Consider the following 16,120-nt stretch of genomic DNA (forward strand, 5'->3'; position numbering starts at 1 on the left):
TGGTACTTCGCAAGGCCAATGACCGCAAGCGATGTCATGCGAAACATCCCAAACACACACAACCAAGCCAAGCCCTCATCCGGCCATACCACCCATCCCGAAAACACAAGCAATCAAACAATCACAAATTAAACCATCACAATAAATCCCTCAAAATATCCGCGGCCGGTGTGATGCATTCATGAAAGCAACTAGCGAAGTGCTTCTATATCAGTATATTCCAGTCGCGCCCTTTCAGTTAATGACCGTACCGAAGGCCTCAGATGTGGGAAGCAGCCCCCACCTCCGTTATGTTTGGAAGCCGACAGCATTTAACCGCTTACGATTTGCCGCGAGGTAGCAATGGAATTGCATAAAAGTGATCGCAATATTCTAATAATTTACTGGGTTGTTGCCGTTTCCACCGCCTTGATCGCATTGTTCGGTGTCTGGCAACTATCGATAACAAACAAAGAAGCAGAATTTCTGGATGCGGAACATAGCGCGCGGGTTCTGGCTGTTGCTTTGGCCGGCCATGCTCATCAGATAGCAGTCAAAATGGATGTCCTGAGCGCGATAGTCATCGAAGACGAGGATAAAATTGCAAGCAACGGCGCCAGGACACGAGCCGAAGCGCTGGAAGGCAGAGCCGCCGCAGAACCTGCGGCACGTGCAATTATGATCGTCAATACGAATGGCGAAATAACGGACTCTTCAGACCAGGCACTGGCCGCGCAACTGAACGAGAAGCAGATTCAACCCGTAACCCCGTTCGTTTCAGCAGACACGCCTACGATGTGGTTCAGCCCTCCCTATTATTTGGAGGACACGTCCCGTAACTGGTCCGGATATACGTTTAACTTCAACAGGAAGATATTCGACAAGTCAGGGAAATTTACGGGATATGTTTCAATCGTACTGGAAGGACAGTTCCTTTATGGTTTCTATGACAACCTGGGTGACCGCGCCACGAATGCGGTCGGTCTTGTAGGTAGCGACGGAGTGATACGCGCTTCAAACCGACGGGCCGCGGTTGGCAGAAACGTTGAGAACCTGATCAAGGTTTCGATCAGAGACGGCGATGGACACCAGATTTCGACTTCGGTGGTGGACGGCCAGGAATATCTGTTCGTATATTCAAAAGTTGCTTCATCCGCTCTTTATGCTTATGTGGGCATACGTACCGCGCCTATAATCTATGCCTGGGCGGCCGATTTAATTCCGATAATTCTGGCTGCGATTATAATGCTTGGTTCGTTGACAGCAGGCGGACTAATGCTACACAAATACGTAAAAGGTCGCCGACTCCAGTTGCTTAGTGCCAGAGACGCTGCGGCTGAAAGACGTAACCGGGAATTTTTGCAGGCTGTTCTGAATACGGGAGGGGCACTTGTCGCAGTGACTGATGCCAAAGGCGACCTTGTTGTGGCAAATCCCGCATTTTATAGCGTATTCGATGATGTGCCGAGGGCAGACGGGCAATCCGAACTGGAGTTTATGTTCTCTCGCAAATTGGAACAGCTTGTAGAATGTTTGCCGCTACAGGCTTCACTCACTATCAAAGATAAAGATGGTCAGCGCCGTGAGATTACCTGGACGCTAAATTCAATAAGGCATGGTTCGGAAATCGAACATTTTGTTGCAATCGGATTCGATGTGACGATGCAGCGCAAGGCCGAGCTGGCGGTATATCAGGCGGGGAAAATGATCGCGTTGGGCGAAATGACGACTGGCTTGGCTCATGAAATCTATCAGCCATTGAGTACAATGGGCATGAATATCGATGTCCTGAAGAACAGAATTGAGTCAGGGGTAGCGGACAGGGAATTCATAGACGGCCGTATATCAGAAGTAAGCAAGCAAATTAAGCGTACTGTTGGCATAATAGACAGGATGCGGATATTCGGTCGAAAAGGCGACCTGGTTCCACAAACATTCTCAGTTGAGGAAGTGATATCGGATTGCCTGGTGATTATGCAGGCGCTGCTCGATGAAAAAGGGATCCAGATACGGGTTGATCTCCAGACTGACAGGGACCTGTTCGCAGACAAGATTCTGGTAGAGCAAATTCTTTTGAATCTGATCAGCAATGCGAAGGACTCCATTGTCTCAAAAGGCGGCGGTCAATCAATGATTACCATTCGTGCGAGGGATGAAGACGGCTCAACGATAGCCATCGATGTTATCGATACCGGGACCGGTTTCTCCGAAGCCCATGCAGCCCAGTTGTTTGACCCTTTTTTTACGACGAAACCCGTGGGCAAAGGCACAGGACTCGGTTTGCCGCTCAGCTTTGGAATGGCGAGCGATATGGGAGGGCGTATCGAGGCCAACAACGTTCCTGAGGGCGGAGCATGCTTTACGTTATTCCTGCCATCCTCAACGGCGCCTAACGCTTCTTAGCTCAAGTCACCTGGAGAAAGAACATGCCAGTCAATATGTCCCAAACAACGCCAATGATAGCTGCTAACGAGCGCAATCAGTTTTCGGTGCTTCTTATTGATGACGAGCCGGAACTGCTGGAGATTTTGCATCTGGCGCTGACCGACGCGGGCTATAATTGTCAAACAGCTGTTTCGGCAGATGCCGCACTCCAGCTTCTTGAGCGCAGCAAGGAAACTGATGTGGTGATCAGCGACATCAATATGCCTGAACTCGGCGGACTCGAACTGATTCATCTGGTGAGAGAGCGCTTCGCTGACAGGACATGGATGCAGGTTCTGTTTCTTACTGCGCATGCAACGACGGACGCGGCAATCTCGGCATTGAAGTTAAAGGCGGTGGATTTTCTAAAAAAGCCTATAAGCCGGGAAAAATTGCTGGAATCCGTTGACGCCGCGGCGCGGGTGGCGCAACGCGAACGGCAGCTCGTGGATTTTTTGAACAAGGGCAGGGCACAGTTCAACCAGCTAAGCCAAAATGCTTTAAGAATATCGGAAATGCTCCGCGACGTGAAACTGGATACCGTCGCGCCCGCGGGGGGCGCCAGCCGGCCGCCGAAGGGTGAACCTGTTGCGACCACCGGAAATAGATGCGAGCGAATTTCCGCATACCAGAATGCTGCAACTACTGAGTTTGCGCTCATTACGCTTCAAATATTTCGGTGAAAAGCTGTTTGCCGATCCCGCCCTGTCGATCTTGCTCGATCTGATGGAAAGCCACATTAACAGTACTGAAGTGTCAGTTTCTTCAATATGTGTTTCGGCAGGTTCGAGTTTCAGTACAGCCATTCGACGCGTTGAAGACCTGGAGAAGCTTGGGCTGTTAGAGCGGTTGAACGATCCGATTGACGGACGCCGACAGTTTGTAAAGCTCACCGACTTGGGTATAGAGAGAGTAACCGACTTCTTGATCGCCCTGGATGCTAATATCACCGGGGCAAACTCATGACCTGAGAGGCACACAGGGTGGTGCCTTGCCGCTGACAGACTGGTTGATGAGCAAGGTTTATCCAGATCGGATTTCGCTCCTTCATTGAAGCAGAGCAATATACATCATTGCTGCTAGTCCTTTGCTCCCAGAGGGGCCGACGGCACGTGGCATAATCGAGCCGGCGGGTTTTAGGTTGATCGTTCAGCCGCAATATAGTCTCGCGTGAAATTCCAGAGTCAAAGGGCGCCTTTGCGACAAGGCCGCGGAGCGAATTGTCTTGCCGCCTGTCAGACGGACCTTGAAAAAGTCGTCCGGATCGCAATCGGGAGAAGGGGGGAACATCACAGCATTCTTCGCGATCCAGTCCACATGAAGAAGAATGCTTGAATCCAGCTTCGGCAAAGTTTCGCGTCATAGCGCTTCTGTATCTGTGGGAGAGCTTGCGATTCTATTGTAACTGGAGGACGCAGATGAATTGGGAGGAAGGGCTTTGTTTAGCAACAATACCGGTGGCCGTTTTGTTGGTCTTTTCCGGTTTGACCGGACTAACGGTGTGGGCTGAAATCGGCTTGCTCGTGGCAAGTTTGTTGGTAGCGTTAATACTGGTGTTGCGCAGGATCCGCAAGCGGAGCTCCAGATCCCGGCTTGAGGAGATACTGGTTTGCGAACGTTCCGACCGATACGTTGGAATTGACCATGAGGGGGCAGTCGTTTGCGGAGACAGGCAGCTGCAAGTTACTCTCCCCCCTAATACGATTGTTCGTGTGAATGTAAAAGTCAATTCGACGGTCGTTGCCACAGGCGCTCGCACTATCGACCAGGATATACGCTCGAAATTGAAAGGTGAGATGGTAAAATCCTGCTTCCTGGAGATATCAACACGTGAGCCTGCCGTGCAGCAGTTTGTAATTCATCTCCTGGCCAAGGGGCGCCCGCGGCATCTCGACACGATAGCAATTCGCAGGGCAATGACAAAGGCTGAATACTGGCTGCGAAACTTAAGAGCATAAACCGGGGCAAATTCATCGGGTGATCCCGCCGAGGTGCTTGTTTAACTTTGCAAAATGGTCGTGGTCGCTCCAACCGCTGAAGCGGTATTGGTCAACTCGAGTGCCGAAGCGAAGGAAAATGGACCGTATGGGGGGCACGTTGGCGCGATGTCCCCGTGGGCGTGAAAGTCGCTGTTAGACCGTCCCGACGGCAATCGAATGATTATGCCAGACTGCACGTTTGACATCGGCTACCTGACCTCTTGACTGGAGTTGTTGAAAATCTTCCCAAAACTCTTCCCGTTAGAAGCCATCCAAACTCCACCCGGACACAGCTGCCGGTCCATATGAGATGACAATTACAGGGCGACGCCGGTTTATAGCGGGTGCTCTCATCCAAAGGGGCTTGTTTAAACCAATCTCGGCGAGAGACAGCAGCGGCTCAGGACCAACACATTCTTTCTGGAGATATTGGTTTCAAAATGATTTGAGTAGCTCGCGTTATTTGGCGGCGCCGCCTTTATTGCAACCAATGCATTCAAAATGGCAGCGATTGTGGGTGCGTGGAGAAATCGATTGGTTTAAATAATATTCATCAGACACGAGATTTCGCAGCCTAATTTTTATCAGGCTATTTTCAATGACGAATGAATTTTCCTTCCTGATAGGGAGGACGGATAGGGTATTCGGATTGAAATGTTCAACGCTCGCTGATTAGCTACTCTAGCGCAAGATTTTACGAAGACGTCCGCAGGCAGAAGAGGCTTCTGGTGAGGATCGCCTCGTTGTGGATGCTATGAAATCAACCAGTCGATTGCTTCTGATTTCTACATTTCCATAAACGCGACGGCTTGCACTGATGCCTCACGTTCATCTAACGTCCCGCTTTATTTTTACGTCTGCGTTGGATGGCTTTATCAACGGTCCACGCAATAAGAACGCCAACAGACACGCCGGCGACTGCAACGGCATGAAAATTCACTATTTCAAAGTAGAAGAGACATATCCAGCTCAGAGCAATCAGTGACCAAAGCGCACCCCAATGAAAAGATCCAAGGTGTTTTTTTTGATGTTGTGGGCCGTCAACCTCGTTCATCGTCTCCTCCGGAACGCTCCGAACCATTTCTACCAGATATCAAAATCTATTGCGGTTTATACCGCTATTTTAATTCAGCCGGAAGAAATTTGCATCAAGGTTGTTTGAGCTCGGTGCTGGTTGGCTTCTCCTGTTCCCACCACCGGCTGGCCTGGTTGTGCTTTTGCTGTGAATTGACCGCGGTCGGTAACGCCGGTGATAATCTCCTGAAGTAGGGGCTTCGAAGCAAAGCTCCTGCTGGGCGTACCGCACCCGCTACCACGATGGAAATGTGGAGACTTTTTGATATCGCGCGAACTGCCTTTCAAGGCGGGCGTGCATTCAACCGAATTCTGCTTGCCGTTGTTGAACGATATGGTGCGACGTTTCCTGTACTCTCGATCAAGCCACCTTGGCTGACGAATATTCCAGCTTGAGGAAAGTTTCCGGCTGTAACGGAGCGCTTCGTTTTCCCAAGAAAAAATGGTTCCGTGATGAATAAGTACAATGTTGTTGTGTTTGCTTTAATGGGCGCCAGCCTGCTCGCCTGTGCGGCCCCTCCTTCCAAAATCAAACCTGTTTATAGTGTCGGGGCGGTTTGTACGCTAGCGGATAGAGAGCGTCTGGATGACTTATGGGCTGAGCAGAAAAGGACTGCTTCGCAAGACGCGTGGGGAGTATTCTGGCTGGGTATTCCTACAGGAAAAGGTCAGGATCATGCCCCAGAGATCGCGCGTTTGAAGGGACGTTGTAACGTCAAGTAGTCGTCATCTTCCATAGCCGTTGGGGTGGAGTGCTGGTTGAAACCTGCGTGATCGCGGAGATTGCGTCGGCATGGCAAGCATTGTCCGCCTCCAGCACCATCTGCTTTGACCCGTGCTATATACCGTCCCCCCAGGTCCGCGAATATAGCAGCGGCCCCTGGGAGCCAATTGAAAAGCCCTTCGGTGGTTACAGATGCGATGCCGGAGAACCTTCAGTTTGATCCATTCCGGTTCTCATGGATACTGATGATATCAGGCCGGCGCCATAGGGAATTCTTGTCTCTTGGCCTGATACTTGCCTGCATCCGAAGATCCAGTCTGCCGGCAATAATGCCCGCAGAGGACTTTTGTCCGTTGTGAGCATGGAACGCTTGTACCTGCACTGAACGCAAAGCAGAAAATGTGACCGGAAGAGCTCGTGCCGATAGCCATGCTCGAAGTGTCGTTCGTTGCGTCTGTCGGATGGCGTACCTGGCAGCAAGTTGAGGGCCAACCTCGTCGGTAAAAGAGTCGGTTTCAATAAGCGCCCATCGACCCGCTTGCCCTGCCTGCCCGATAAGTCTGCCGGATATGTGTGGCGCCAGGAAACGCATCGCGAGACGGTAAGGGTACGGGCATTCTGCTCTTCATGCTGCTGAAGTCTGCTACCACTTTGCCCAGTTTCAGCAAAGCTTCGTATAATAGCGATCAGGTGATGGTTAAAATGGCCGAAGGCCTTGAATTTTGGTGAATGACTGAGGCGCGATAATGAAATGGGAGGAGCTGCTATGTCTGGCAACTTTACCGGTGGCCGCTGCGTTGGCATTCTCAGGCTTTAAGGGCCTGACCGAATTGACTGCGATAGGATTGTTCGTTGCAACTGTCCTGGTGGCAACCATCCTTATTATCCGCAGATTCCAGAAGCCTGTGATGGACTTTGTGTTCATCGAAAAGATATCTTGCCAGCGTTCGCAGCGATACGTTGGAATTGCTGAGGACGGCCGCATAATCTGCGGGGACCGAAAGCAGCATGTCGCCCTCGATTCCGGAGCAATTTCTGGCGTATATGTCAAGATTAACTCTGTCATTGTGTCGCTAAGCGGGAGCGGCATCAAATTGAGCGATCTGGTAAGTCAACGCCTCAAGGGCCAGCTGATAGATTCATTTTCAATTGAAATTTCTACCCGTCATCCGGCGATGCCAGAGTTTACCCTTCATCTCCTGACAACCGGGAAATCCCGCCCCATGGAATCCTTGGCGGTGCGCATGGCCCTAACCAAGGCGCAGTATTGGTTGCGAAACTTGCGAGCATGAAAAAGAAGTAAGAGAGCAGTGAGAACACAATCTACCACAAGCCTTGCTCACCGCCGTTTGCATCAGGTGGGTTAAGTGCCTGACCTCATAAGGAACGGGATTGAGTAATGGGCTGGGAGAAGCGCTTGAACATTGCGGCGATACCGCTCTCTGTCATTCTGGCCGTAGCCGGGCTGCTTGGTCGGACGGCCGCGGCTATAGCCGGGCTCATCCTGGCTGCTATGCTGGTTGTCGCGATTTTGATGCTGCGACTGCTAACGCCGGCCGGCATTGGTTCTGAGTATGCTGAAGTCCTTGCATGTAAGCGTTCCAGGCGCTTTGTCGCTGTCCACCGTGATGGAGGGCTTGTTCTTGGCGATCAGAAGACACAAGTGAAGGCGGCGTCTCATGAGATTGCTAGCATTGATCTGAAGATTAATGAGGTGGCCGTCCCAAGATGCGGAAGCCGTTTGATGTGGAATGAGCTGTCTGCGAAATGCCTGATAGACAGTGTCTTTCTTGAAATTACAATGAAGAACCCCGCGGTTCCAAGCTTTATGGTTCATCTGCTCCGGGAGGAGGACTCTTGCCAGGCGGAATCTGCGGCCTTCGGGGGAATTGCCAAAAAGGCGGTCTACTGGTTGGATAATCTGATCAACTGAACGGATATCCCACACTTTCGGCCCCAGATCCGCGTTCCCGACAAGCGTCGCGCGTTCAGCACCCGGGGACCTTTTTCCTGGTGTCACCTATTAACATTACAGCGCCTGACGTTGCCAGATCTCTTCCACCCTCCAGGCGGCCGACCAGAGCGACTGCAATCCTGATCGCGGTTTTGCGGTTTGAGCCTCTTTTCACGCATCGATTTCGCGCCCATGTCTGGAGATTATCCGGTAGAAGTTCATCGAATGTGCGAGGAATTACGAGCGAAATGGACAGCGAGCCCGACTTCGCGTCGCAAAGCGAAGCAGGTGAGGTCCGTGTGGGAAATCACCTGCTTTGAACGATGCATTAATGCGAGCTTTAGAGCTTAACAGTTTTCCTCAAACTTTACCGAGACGCTTGCGCAGTTCTTCGTTTTCTGCGCGCAGCTTTGCTGCCAGTTCCCTGCGCAGTCTGAGATTTTCTGCTTCAAGAGCGACCAGAACGGCGAGCTCGTCGCCAGAAGATTCATTTACCGGACCGGCTGTAGCTTTTTGTGCAGCGTTCTTCCAGTTGTAATAGGTTTGCTCGCTTACTTCAGCCTGTCGCAACGCAGCCTTCAGTGTGGTCTTGCCCCCTTTTGTTGCCTTTTCGATAGAAGCGAGAATAGCGGCGCGCTGAGCGGGCGTATATTTGTTGCGTTTACGCTCGGCCGTGGATGCTGCCGCGGGTTCTGCTTTTGCAACAGCTTTAGCTGAACTAGAAGTCCCCTTGCTGGTTCTGGTTTTCTTTGATGGCGTGTCCGCGCCTGTTGCGCTGGTTTTCGGGGCGTCTTTTTTTCGCGAGGTCCGCGCCTTTGGTTTCTCGTTTGCAGGTTCAGCAGTTACATTTGGAATTTCAGCCGGATTTGCATCCGCAATTGTTTCATCAGCCACGTCGAGTGTCTCCTTTTTTGTTGTCGGGAACTCCCGGTCATTGATTTTATAGATTAATACTTAATATGGGAATAAGATTGAATCCATCACGGTATGGGGCGTCGCTCTGAAAAGGAGCCCGGCTGGATGTTGAAATTCAAAATGAAAACCTATAGGTAGCGACAAAGCTCTTTGAGCGTCCTGCTGCCATTGGATTGCTGTCCACTATGAAGAAACCAGCCCGCAACGTCGTCGTCGAATATAAGAACAAGCGTGCTCGCAAGAAGAGCGTTTCTCTTTGGGGAAACCTTGATCTGAAAACTATCGCCCGCGAGGTTGAAGCAGATACGGTACAATCTCCTGTGACTGCTCCCGCAGATCCTGGTTTGCCAGAAACGGCTGAGAACAAGGCTGAAGTCAAGGACACGAACATGGGGCTTCGGGTCGTGGCCGAAACTCAAGTGCCAGAAGCCCGGGATGAGCTTGCGGCGGCAGAAATTGCAGTGCCACAACCGGCTGCAATCCGGATTGACCCGGCGAAGTCGAAGACTGCCGAAAAGCTTGCTGTGAGGCAGAAAAAGCGGTCCGGTCAGCACCGGCCAAGCAACAGCATGTTGCGAGAAACAGAAATGGTAACGCGCCCCGTTACAATACCAGATATTCGCGTTGAGTTATCAATGCTCGAACAAGAGAATGCAGATCTCAAGCGTGAACTAATCGCGAAATTGAGCGAGGAAAACGGGAAATTGTCCGGGATGCTCGAACGGGCTCAGCATCGATCTGTCACCTACAGGAAGATGAGCCCGGTTCAGCCAGAGCGCCGCTTACCATGAGCGGGATCAATGCGGGTTGTATCAGCACTAAACATTAAATGTTTCGTGCGCTGGTGATACTCGCCCGATCAGGTTATCCTCGCATTCGCTCATGTTTTCGGAAGGAAGACTGCCGTGGTCTTTTTGTCAGGAAAAGGGAGGGTAATGAACGATGAAATCATGGAGTGAGCGTTTCGTTGCGGGCCTGAAAAACTGGCGGTCGCGCAAGAACATCTCCAGCGAGGATGCAGCGCCTGAAACGCAGTACACGTCAGCTGATACGAAGCCGCATCAATCGGTTAATGGATCGCAAGCAGAATTTTCAGTTAACGGGGCGCCGGAAATCGTTGATCGCATTGACGATGCAATGCCGAAGGTTGAAACGACAAATCCTCCTCTCTCCGTATCAGTGGCTGGTGACGAAACACAAGCACCTGTCTTATCGCCGGATCAGCCGGAATTGACAAACGAGGTGTCCCGCGAGCCCTCGACCCCAACGTCTGTTACTGCACCGCAGCAAAAGCCGTCTCGTAGGAAATCAAAAAGCTCTCGAGAAGGGAATGTGACCGTCGAGACCCTCTCCACTTCAGACGGGCAGGAAGAGCCCCATGGCAGGTCCGGGAGCAAGCGTGTCGCCAGAAGCAGTAAATTGCAGTCCCACAATGCATTGCAGAAGGGAGCTGCCGGAAAGGTTCGGGCAAAAGCACTTGATAAAGCTAATGGCAAGCCAGCTACGCCGTTAGGAACGGGAATTCCATCAGTTGCATCTGTGCCATTCAAAAAGGCAAATACACGTCAGAAAAGTTCCGGAGACCCGGAGCTGCCGATTGCAGAGCAGGCAACGGGCAAAGATACGACCGCTGCTACGGCTTCCAGGTCTAAGCCTATTCGCTCTCGTGTCAGAAAATCAGAACATGTAGATGATGTGGTAACAGACGAAGTTCTTGCTGAACTGGAAGAGGAGAACGCCCACCTCAAACGCCTTCTGCGCGAAAAGTCCAGTGCGTCGCATGGTAATTCCGGCAATTGAGGTGGTGGTCGCTCCCAACAAACTCGGCTGCTGCCGGATGAAATTTGCTTGGACCGATAACTGCCTGCAATGGCCTTTGATGCGGGCCGGGTTGAATTCATATCACCCGGCCTGATGATGGCCAGCCAGGATGCTGCGCGTTTAGGGGAAGCCTGAGCCTACTGGCGGGTGACGGACGAGCGGTGGATGCGGAAGTGCTGAAACCACCATCTCAGAACCACGCGCGACGGCTTACCCGGCTATCTGATCTCGGTCGCCATGAAAGAGCATTGTAACTGCTTTATAAGCGCAGCAATGCCGATGATAGCGCAACAGTGACCTGGTTCGACGGAGGCAGGGACGAATGCGTCAACGGATCCCTTCGTTAGTTAAAGAAAACGCAGAATTGGTTTAGCCAGAAAAGACGAGATGCGAGCGCTCGCCATCTGGTTGTCTTGGTCGAGATCGACCGGCGTCCATGTCATCTTGCGGCGCTCCAGTATCAGAGCCATCAGGCGGCATTTGGAACAGATATTCGATCTTTCCAGAAACGCGTTCACCTTTGAAGCGCTGGGAAAGCTTGACCGTTGGGGCTATCCATACAGTGTTAAAGGCATCAGTATAAGCTGAGCATTTCATCCGCTGGCAAGGCTGCGTAGCTTCTCCAAAAGGTTTTCGCTGATTTCGAATTGCCGGGCTGTGCCGCGGCCCATGGAATTTGTGCCCATGGTTTCAGTCAACATTCCCCGCTTGACGAGAAGGTCAACGGTCTCTTTGACGCCGCTGCGGGTCAAGGCAGTAACTTCCATTATATTTGAAAGTGTTAGCTTCTGGTGTGCCTGGTTCATTGTATAAAGGATCGTCATCATGCCGATCTCTTTCACCCGCGCTTGTGGAGTTTCGCCTTCCAGCGGGTTGTCGAGAATCTCATGGAGGATCAGCCCGGAAAAGGCAAGGTTTTGCAACTGCGTCTTGAGTGCTCTTGTCATATCATTAAACTGTGTTATATACGGTAGTAAAGCTGGCTTGCGCTACCTGCGGAAAGCGTTCCCGTAGCGTGTTGCTGTTGTTGGGAGGGTCCACTGCATGAAAAACCATCTGCTCAAGTGCCTGCTTTCTGTCTGTTCTCTTATACCATCTTACCTGATTTCCAGCAGCAATGTGCGCGCTGATGAGTGGGGGTGCAAGGTAATCCTCTGCCTTTCGAATCCAGGTGGCGCAACCCAGTATGCAGAATGCCGTCCGCCGATCCACAAGCTATGGCGCGAACTTGCAAGAGGCCATTCGTTCCCGACATGCAGTGCGGTCGGATTCAGGAGCTCCCGGCCCGGCTATGACCCATACTATTGCAGCGAGGGTTATAAGCTTTCGGGCGGTTTCGGTTCTCGCGGCGAACAGGTGACCTGCGTTTCGAACTCGCTCCATAGAGTAAGCCGCTCGATGTGTTCTATGGATCCGGACAATCGTTACAGCCAGTCCGGCTCTGTTCTTTCAGCACGCTGGGAACACCGGGACGGGCGGCGCGAGTGCATGGGCTATCCGATAACGCGCCCGAAGGTCCGGGAGCGTCCGCATTATTTGGATATTTCCATTGACGGCGTCGGCAAGCAGCGCGTGTGGTATTAAGTGATGAGCGATGCATTCGTCGATCTCGCAAATAGCTGCGCTCCGATAGTTCAGGTGGAAACGCTGGCCGCCATCGTCAGTCTGGAAAGCAGGTTTCGCCCGTTCAACATCCGCATCAATAGCGGCATGCCGCTTCCCATGCAGCCGGCAAGCAAGTCTGAGGCGATCGAAATTGCGACAGCCCTGATTGCTGATCATCAAGACATCCAGATTGGACTCGGCGGTCTTGGTACCGAGGCGCTTCGCAAAATGAACTTGTCTCTTTCCGATGCCTTCGATCCCTGCCGGAACCTGAACGCAACAGCCACGCTGCTCGATAGCTACTACCGTCACGCGCTGCGCTTGGCAGATAATCCGCAGCAGGCAGAAACAGTGATGCTCCAGTCCTGGTATGGGCGAGGCGACCCGTCTCTTGGCAAGATGGTCAGATATGATGAGCAGGTGAGAAAGGAAACAGCGCGCCTGCTCTCCAAGCCTGGAAAGCTCGCTATCGAAGCGCCGGACCGGCAGGGTGCGCGCGAGCATCGGAACCAGGCACAACAAGATGGGAAAATCGCCCGACAAATCTCCCGAACGGATGAAGCAGCATCGTGGGACGTCTTCGGTTCTTCGCGGCACTCTTCTGTTCACGCCTTCCAGAATGATCGATTGGAGCAGAGTGAATGACTATCCGTACCAAACATCGCCGTTTTTATGCCCCCGCTCTCCTGGCCGCCGTCATTGCGGCTTGCTTTGTCGAGCCGGCCTTTGCACAGTCCGCCGGAATTGAAACCGTGCTGCAGAACATCGTCAACATGCTCACCGGCAACATTGCGAAACTGTTGGCGATCATCGCCGTCATTGTCATCTGTATTGCCTGGATGTTCGGATACATGGATCTGAGAAGGGCCGGCTTCTGGATTATCGGTATTGGCGGTATTTTTGGCGCCACCGAACTGGTCAATACGATTGTTGGCAGTTGAACGTAATGACGAACGTTCCGGTTCTCGAAGAAGACACGCTGTTCCTCGCCTGCACGCGTCCGGCAATGATTGCTGGCGTCACCATGGAAGCGATGGGTATCAATATCATGCTCACGACGATCCTCTATATTGTTGCGGGCTCTATTGCTTATGCCACCATCGGCATCGCCTTCCATTTCGTGTTCCGGGCTCTCGTGAAGCACGAACATAACATGTTCCGTATCCTCCTTGTCTGGGTCGAAACCCGCGGGCGTTCCCGCAACATTGCCTATTGGGGAGGCGCGACACTATCGCCATTAAAACTTGTTCGGCGTTATGATGAAGGGGACCTTGACCTTGCCTAGACTTGCGATGCTCCGGTCCCGCGAACTGGGACCCGAGACCTTCATTCCTTATGTTCGCCACGTTGACGAGAACACCATCGCTCTCCATTCCCGCGCACTGATGTCGGTGCTCGTGCTTGAAGGCGTTTCGTTCGAGACCGCCGATATTCTTGATCTCAACGGCCTGCATCGAAGCCTCAATACGCTCTACCGTAACATCGCCGACGAGCGGCTTGCACTGTGGACGCATGTGGTTCGCCGACGTGACAACGACTATCCTCAAGGGCATTTTGCCAATCGGTTTTCCGATTGTCTGAATACCAGATATCGCGAACGGATGGTGCGCGAGAACCTGTTTCGCAACGATCTTTATTTGTCCCTTGTCTGGCATCCGCACCGGGATCCTGTCGAGAAAGCAGCCAATCTCCTCTCACGGTTGCGCAAGGCCCGACGATCCTCAGTCGAGCTCGACCGGGAGGCGCTGAAACATTTGCAGGACAAGGTGATCGATATTACCGCGGGACTTAAGCGTTTCGGCCCTCGTGTTCTGTCCCTCTACAAGCACGAAGGTCTCCTGTATTCCGAACCGAGCGAGTTGCTCCACCAGCTTGTTGGCGGGCGGCGGGAGCCCGTGCCCTTGACGGAAGGACGGATCTCTTCGGCGATCTATTCGGATCGGGTCATCTTCGGGCGTGAGACCATTGAGATCCGCCATGAGGCGGAAACCCGTTATGCCGGTATGTTCGGCATTAAAGAATATCCAGCAACTACGCGCAGTGGCATGCTCGACTCAATCCTGACGTCACCCTTTGAGCTTGTTCTCACGCAGTCCTTCGCCTTCACATCCAAGACGGATGCCCGCACGATCCTGGGACGCAAACAAAATCAGATGGTCAGCGCTGCCGACAAGGCGGCGTCGCAGATCGAAGAGCTCAGCGACGCGATGGATGATCTCGAATCCAACCGTTTTGTAATGGGGGAACATCACCTGAGCCTGTCGGTCTTTGCGTCCAGCGTGAAGGAACTCGCCGATCATATGGCGAAGGCGCGTGCGGATCTTACAAGCGGTGGGGCGGTTGCCGCCCGCGAGGATCTCGGTCTTGAGGCTGCATGGTGGGCGCAACTGCCGGGCAATCAGCGCTATCGTGCGCGCTCAGGCGCGATTACTTCGCGCAACTTTGCCGCGCTTTCCCCTTTTCATTCCTATCCGGTGGGAAAGAAGGATGGCAACGAATGGGGATCTGCGGTGGCGATGCTCAAGACTGCTTCCGGCTCGCCATTCTATTTCAATTTTCATCACAGCGATCTCGGCAACACCTTCGTCTGCGGCCCATCAGGCACAGGCAAGACGGTCCTTCTTAATTTCATGCTGTCGCAGCTGGAAAAGCATGATCCGCATATGGTCTTTTTCGACAAGGACAGGGGGGCCGATCTGTTCGTTCGAGCCGCAGGCGGCACTTATCTGCCGCTCAAGAACGGTGTTGCAACCGGCTGTGCGCCACTAAAGGCGCTGGATCTGACACCAGAAAACAGAATCTTTCTCACGAACTGGGTAAGCAAGCTGGTCAAGGCAGGCGCACAGGAGCTGACCGTCACCGAGCAGCGCGACATCGCGTCCGCCGTTGATGGGCTCGCTGACCTTCCCGTCGGGCGTCGTTCCATTGGGGCTTTGCGCACCTTCCTGAACAACACCGATCCCGAAGGCATCGCTTCGCGGCTCCGACGATGGGAGAGCGGAGGGCCACTTGGTTGGGTTTTCGATAACAATCTGGACAACATAGGAATCGGCGCGAAGTTCATTGGCTACGACATGACCGATTTTCTTGACAACGAGGAAATCCGCACGCCTTTAATGGCCTATCTGTTTCACCGCATCGAGCAACTGATCGATGGCCGTCGCATCATCATCGTCATTGACGAGTTCTGGAAGGCGCTGCAGGACGAGGGCTTTCGCGACCTTGCCCAGAACAAGCTGAAGACAATCCGCAAACAGAATGGTCTTCTATTATTTGCCACTCAAAGCCCACGCGATGCCATTGTCTCGCCGATCGCCCATACGATTATCGAACAATGCCCCACCCAGATTTTTCTGCCCAATCCGCGCGGCGACCATGTCGATTATGTCAACGGCTTCAAGCTGACTGAGCGCGAGTTCGAACTGATTTCCCGCGAGCTTTCGGTCGAAAGCCGTCGCTTCATCGTCAAGCAGGGCCACAACAGCGTGGTTGTCGAACTCAACCTCGACGGCTTCGAAGATGAGCTTGCGATCCTGTCGGGCCGCACGGCAAACGTGGAACTGGCGGACGCAATCCGCAAAGAGCTCGGCGAAAGCGACGAGAACTGGCTATCGCTGTTTCAGCAAAGAAGAAGGACTTCATGAT

At 52.7% G+C, this 16,120-nt stretch carries 17 protein-coding genes; 13 read left to right on the forward strand and 4 right to left on the reverse strand.

Going from position 1 to position 16,120, the window contains the following annotated elements; genetic code table 11:
• Nucleotides 1–342 precede the first annotated feature (342 nt).
• The 4 genes from ACOWVS_RS20165 to ACOWVS_RS20180 all read left to right on the forward strand — a co-directional run bounded on the left by ACOWVS_RS20165 (nucleotide 343) and on the right by ACOWVS_RS20180 (nucleotide 4,361).
• Nucleotides 343–2,382, forward strand: coding sequence for a sensor histidine kinase (locus tag ACOWVS_RS20165; RefSeq protein ID WP_075042332.1), 2,040 nt, complete (start codon nucleotides 343–345; stop codon nucleotides 2,380–2,382).
• Between the two features lie 23 nt (nucleotides 2,383–2,405).
• On the forward strand, nucleotides 2,406–3,086 hold the full coding sequence (locus tag ACOWVS_RS20170; protein ID WP_075042333.1) for a response regulator: 681 nt from the start codon (nucleotides 2,406–2,408) through the stop codon (nucleotides 3,084–3,086).
• On the forward strand, nucleotides 3,037–3,369 hold the full coding sequence (locus ACOWVS_RS20175) for a winged helix DNA-binding protein (protein ID WP_081375292.1): 333 nt from the start codon (nucleotides 3,037–3,039) through the stop codon (nucleotides 3,367–3,369). The genes ACOWVS_RS20170 and ACOWVS_RS20175 overlap by 50 nt, the downstream gene beginning before the upstream one ends.
• Nucleotides 3,370–3,821: 452 nt before the next feature.
• Nucleotides 3,822–4,361 (forward strand): hypothetical protein, encoded by a 540-nt coding sequence (locus tag ACOWVS_RS20180; RefSeq protein WP_075042335.1) that lies wholly within the window; start codon nucleotides 3,822–3,824, stop codon nucleotides 4,359–4,361.
• Between the two features lie 853 nt (nucleotides 4,362–5,214).
• Here ACOWVS_RS20180 and ACOWVS_RS20185 read toward each other — a convergent pair.
• Nucleotides 5,215–5,436, reverse strand: coding sequence for a hypothetical protein (locus ACOWVS_RS20185; protein ID WP_139309302.1), 222 nt, complete (start codon nucleotides 5,434–5,436; stop codon nucleotides 5,215–5,217).
• A gap of 1,490 nt (nucleotides 5,437–6,926) precedes the next feature.
• Here ACOWVS_RS20185 and ACOWVS_RS20190 point away from each other — a divergent pair.
• Together ACOWVS_RS20190 and ACOWVS_RS20195 are read left to right on the forward strand one after the other, a co-directional pair.
• Nucleotides 6,927–7,472, forward strand: coding sequence for a hypothetical protein (locus ACOWVS_RS20190; protein WP_075042337.1), 546 nt, complete (start codon nucleotides 6,927–6,929; stop codon nucleotides 7,470–7,472).
• Nucleotides 7,473–7,579: 107 nt separating this feature from the next.
• Nucleotides 7,580–8,113 carry a hypothetical protein gene (locus ACOWVS_RS20195; RefSeq protein WP_075042338.1) on the forward strand — a complete coding sequence of 178 codons (534 nt, stop codon included), beginning with the start codon at nucleotides 7,580–7,582 and terminating at the stop codon, nucleotides 8,111–8,113.
• Nucleotides 8,114–8,494: 381 nt separating this feature from the next.
• On the opposite strand, the gene ACOWVS_RS20200 is transcribed toward ACOWVS_RS20195, so the two are convergent.
• Nucleotides 8,495–9,028 (reverse strand): transposase, encoded by a 534-nt coding sequence (locus tag ACOWVS_RS20200; RefSeq protein ID WP_075042339.1) that lies wholly within the window; start codon nucleotides 9,026–9,028, stop codon nucleotides 8,495–8,497.
• A 206-nt stretch (nucleotides 9,029–9,234) separates the two neighbouring features.
• Between ACOWVS_RS20200 and ACOWVS_RS20205 the strand changes: the two genes are divergently transcribed.
• Nucleotides 9,235–9,840: a hypothetical protein gene (locus ACOWVS_RS20205; RefSeq protein WP_075042340.1), complete on the forward strand. Its 606-nt coding sequence runs from the start codon at nucleotides 9,235–9,237 to the stop codon at nucleotides 9,838–9,840.
• Between the two features lie 151 nt (nucleotides 9,841–9,991).
• A complete protein-coding gene (locus tag ACOWVS_RS20210) occupies nucleotides 9,992–10,849 on the forward strand; it encodes a hypothetical protein (RefSeq protein ID WP_139309303.1) in 858 nt (285 codons plus the stop codon).
• 368 nt (nucleotides 10,850–11,217) lie between these two features.
• Here the strand turns inward: ACOWVS_RS20210 and ACOWVS_RS20215 are convergent, their stop codons facing one another.
• Both ACOWVS_RS20215 and ACOWVS_RS20220 read right to left on the reverse strand, forming a co-directional pair.
• Nucleotides 11,218–11,340: a hypothetical protein gene (locus tag ACOWVS_RS20215; RefSeq protein WP_282097770.1), complete on the reverse strand. Its 123-nt coding sequence runs from the start codon at nucleotides 11,338–11,340 to the stop codon at nucleotides 11,218–11,220.
• A gap of 123 nt (nucleotides 11,341–11,463) precedes the next feature.
• Nucleotides 11,464–11,817 carry a MarR family transcriptional regulator gene (locus ACOWVS_RS20220; RefSeq protein WP_075042341.1) on the reverse strand — a complete coding sequence of 118 codons (354 nt, stop codon included), beginning with the start codon at nucleotides 11,815–11,817 and terminating at the stop codon, nucleotides 11,464–11,466.
• A gap of 97 nt (nucleotides 11,818–11,914) precedes the next feature.
• Here ACOWVS_RS20220 and ACOWVS_RS20225 point away from each other — a divergent pair, with 97 nt between their 5' ends.
• From ACOWVS_RS20225 to ACOWVS_RS20245, 5 genes are read left to right on the forward strand one after another with little or no spacing between them, the layout of a single operon-like run.
• Nucleotides 11,915–12,454 (forward strand): hypothetical protein, encoded by a 540-nt coding sequence (locus ACOWVS_RS20225; protein WP_075042342.1) that lies wholly within the window; start codon nucleotides 11,915–11,917, stop codon nucleotides 12,452–12,454.
• Between the two features lie 3 nt (nucleotides 12,455–12,457).
• The gene (locus ACOWVS_RS20230; RefSeq protein WP_075042343.1) at nucleotides 12,458–13,120 is read left to right on the forward strand and encodes a lytic transglycosylase domain-containing protein; all 663 of its coding nucleotides are present in this window, start codon (nucleotides 12,458–12,460) and stop codon (nucleotides 13,118–13,120) included.
• Nucleotides 13,117–13,416 (forward strand): TrbC/VirB2 family protein, encoded by a 300-nt coding sequence (locus tag ACOWVS_RS20235; protein WP_075042344.1) that lies wholly within the window; start codon nucleotides 13,117–13,119, stop codon nucleotides 13,414–13,416. Before ACOWVS_RS20230 ends, ACOWVS_RS20235 begins: the two co-directional genes overlap by 4 nt.
• 5 nt (nucleotides 13,417–13,421) lie before the next feature.
• Nucleotides 13,422–13,760 (forward strand): type IV secretion system protein VirB3, encoded by a 339-nt coding sequence (locus ACOWVS_RS20240; protein ID WP_075042345.1) that lies wholly within the window; start codon nucleotides 13,422–13,424, stop codon nucleotides 13,758–13,760.
• A gap of 7 nt (nucleotides 13,761–13,767) precedes the next feature.
• A complete protein-coding gene (locus ACOWVS_RS20245; protein WP_420973133.1) occupies nucleotides 13,768–16,119 on the forward strand; it encodes a VirB4 family type IV secretion/conjugal transfer ATPase in 2,352 nt (783 codons plus the stop codon).
• The last annotated feature ends 1 nt before the right edge of the window (nucleotide 16,120 follow it).

The sequence above is a fragment of the Brucella sp. IR068 genome, assembly GCF_049065885.1.
In the GTDB taxonomy this organism is placed as follows: domain Bacteria; phylum Pseudomonadota; class Alphaproteobacteria; order Rhizobiales; family Rhizobiaceae; genus Brucella; species Brucella intermedia.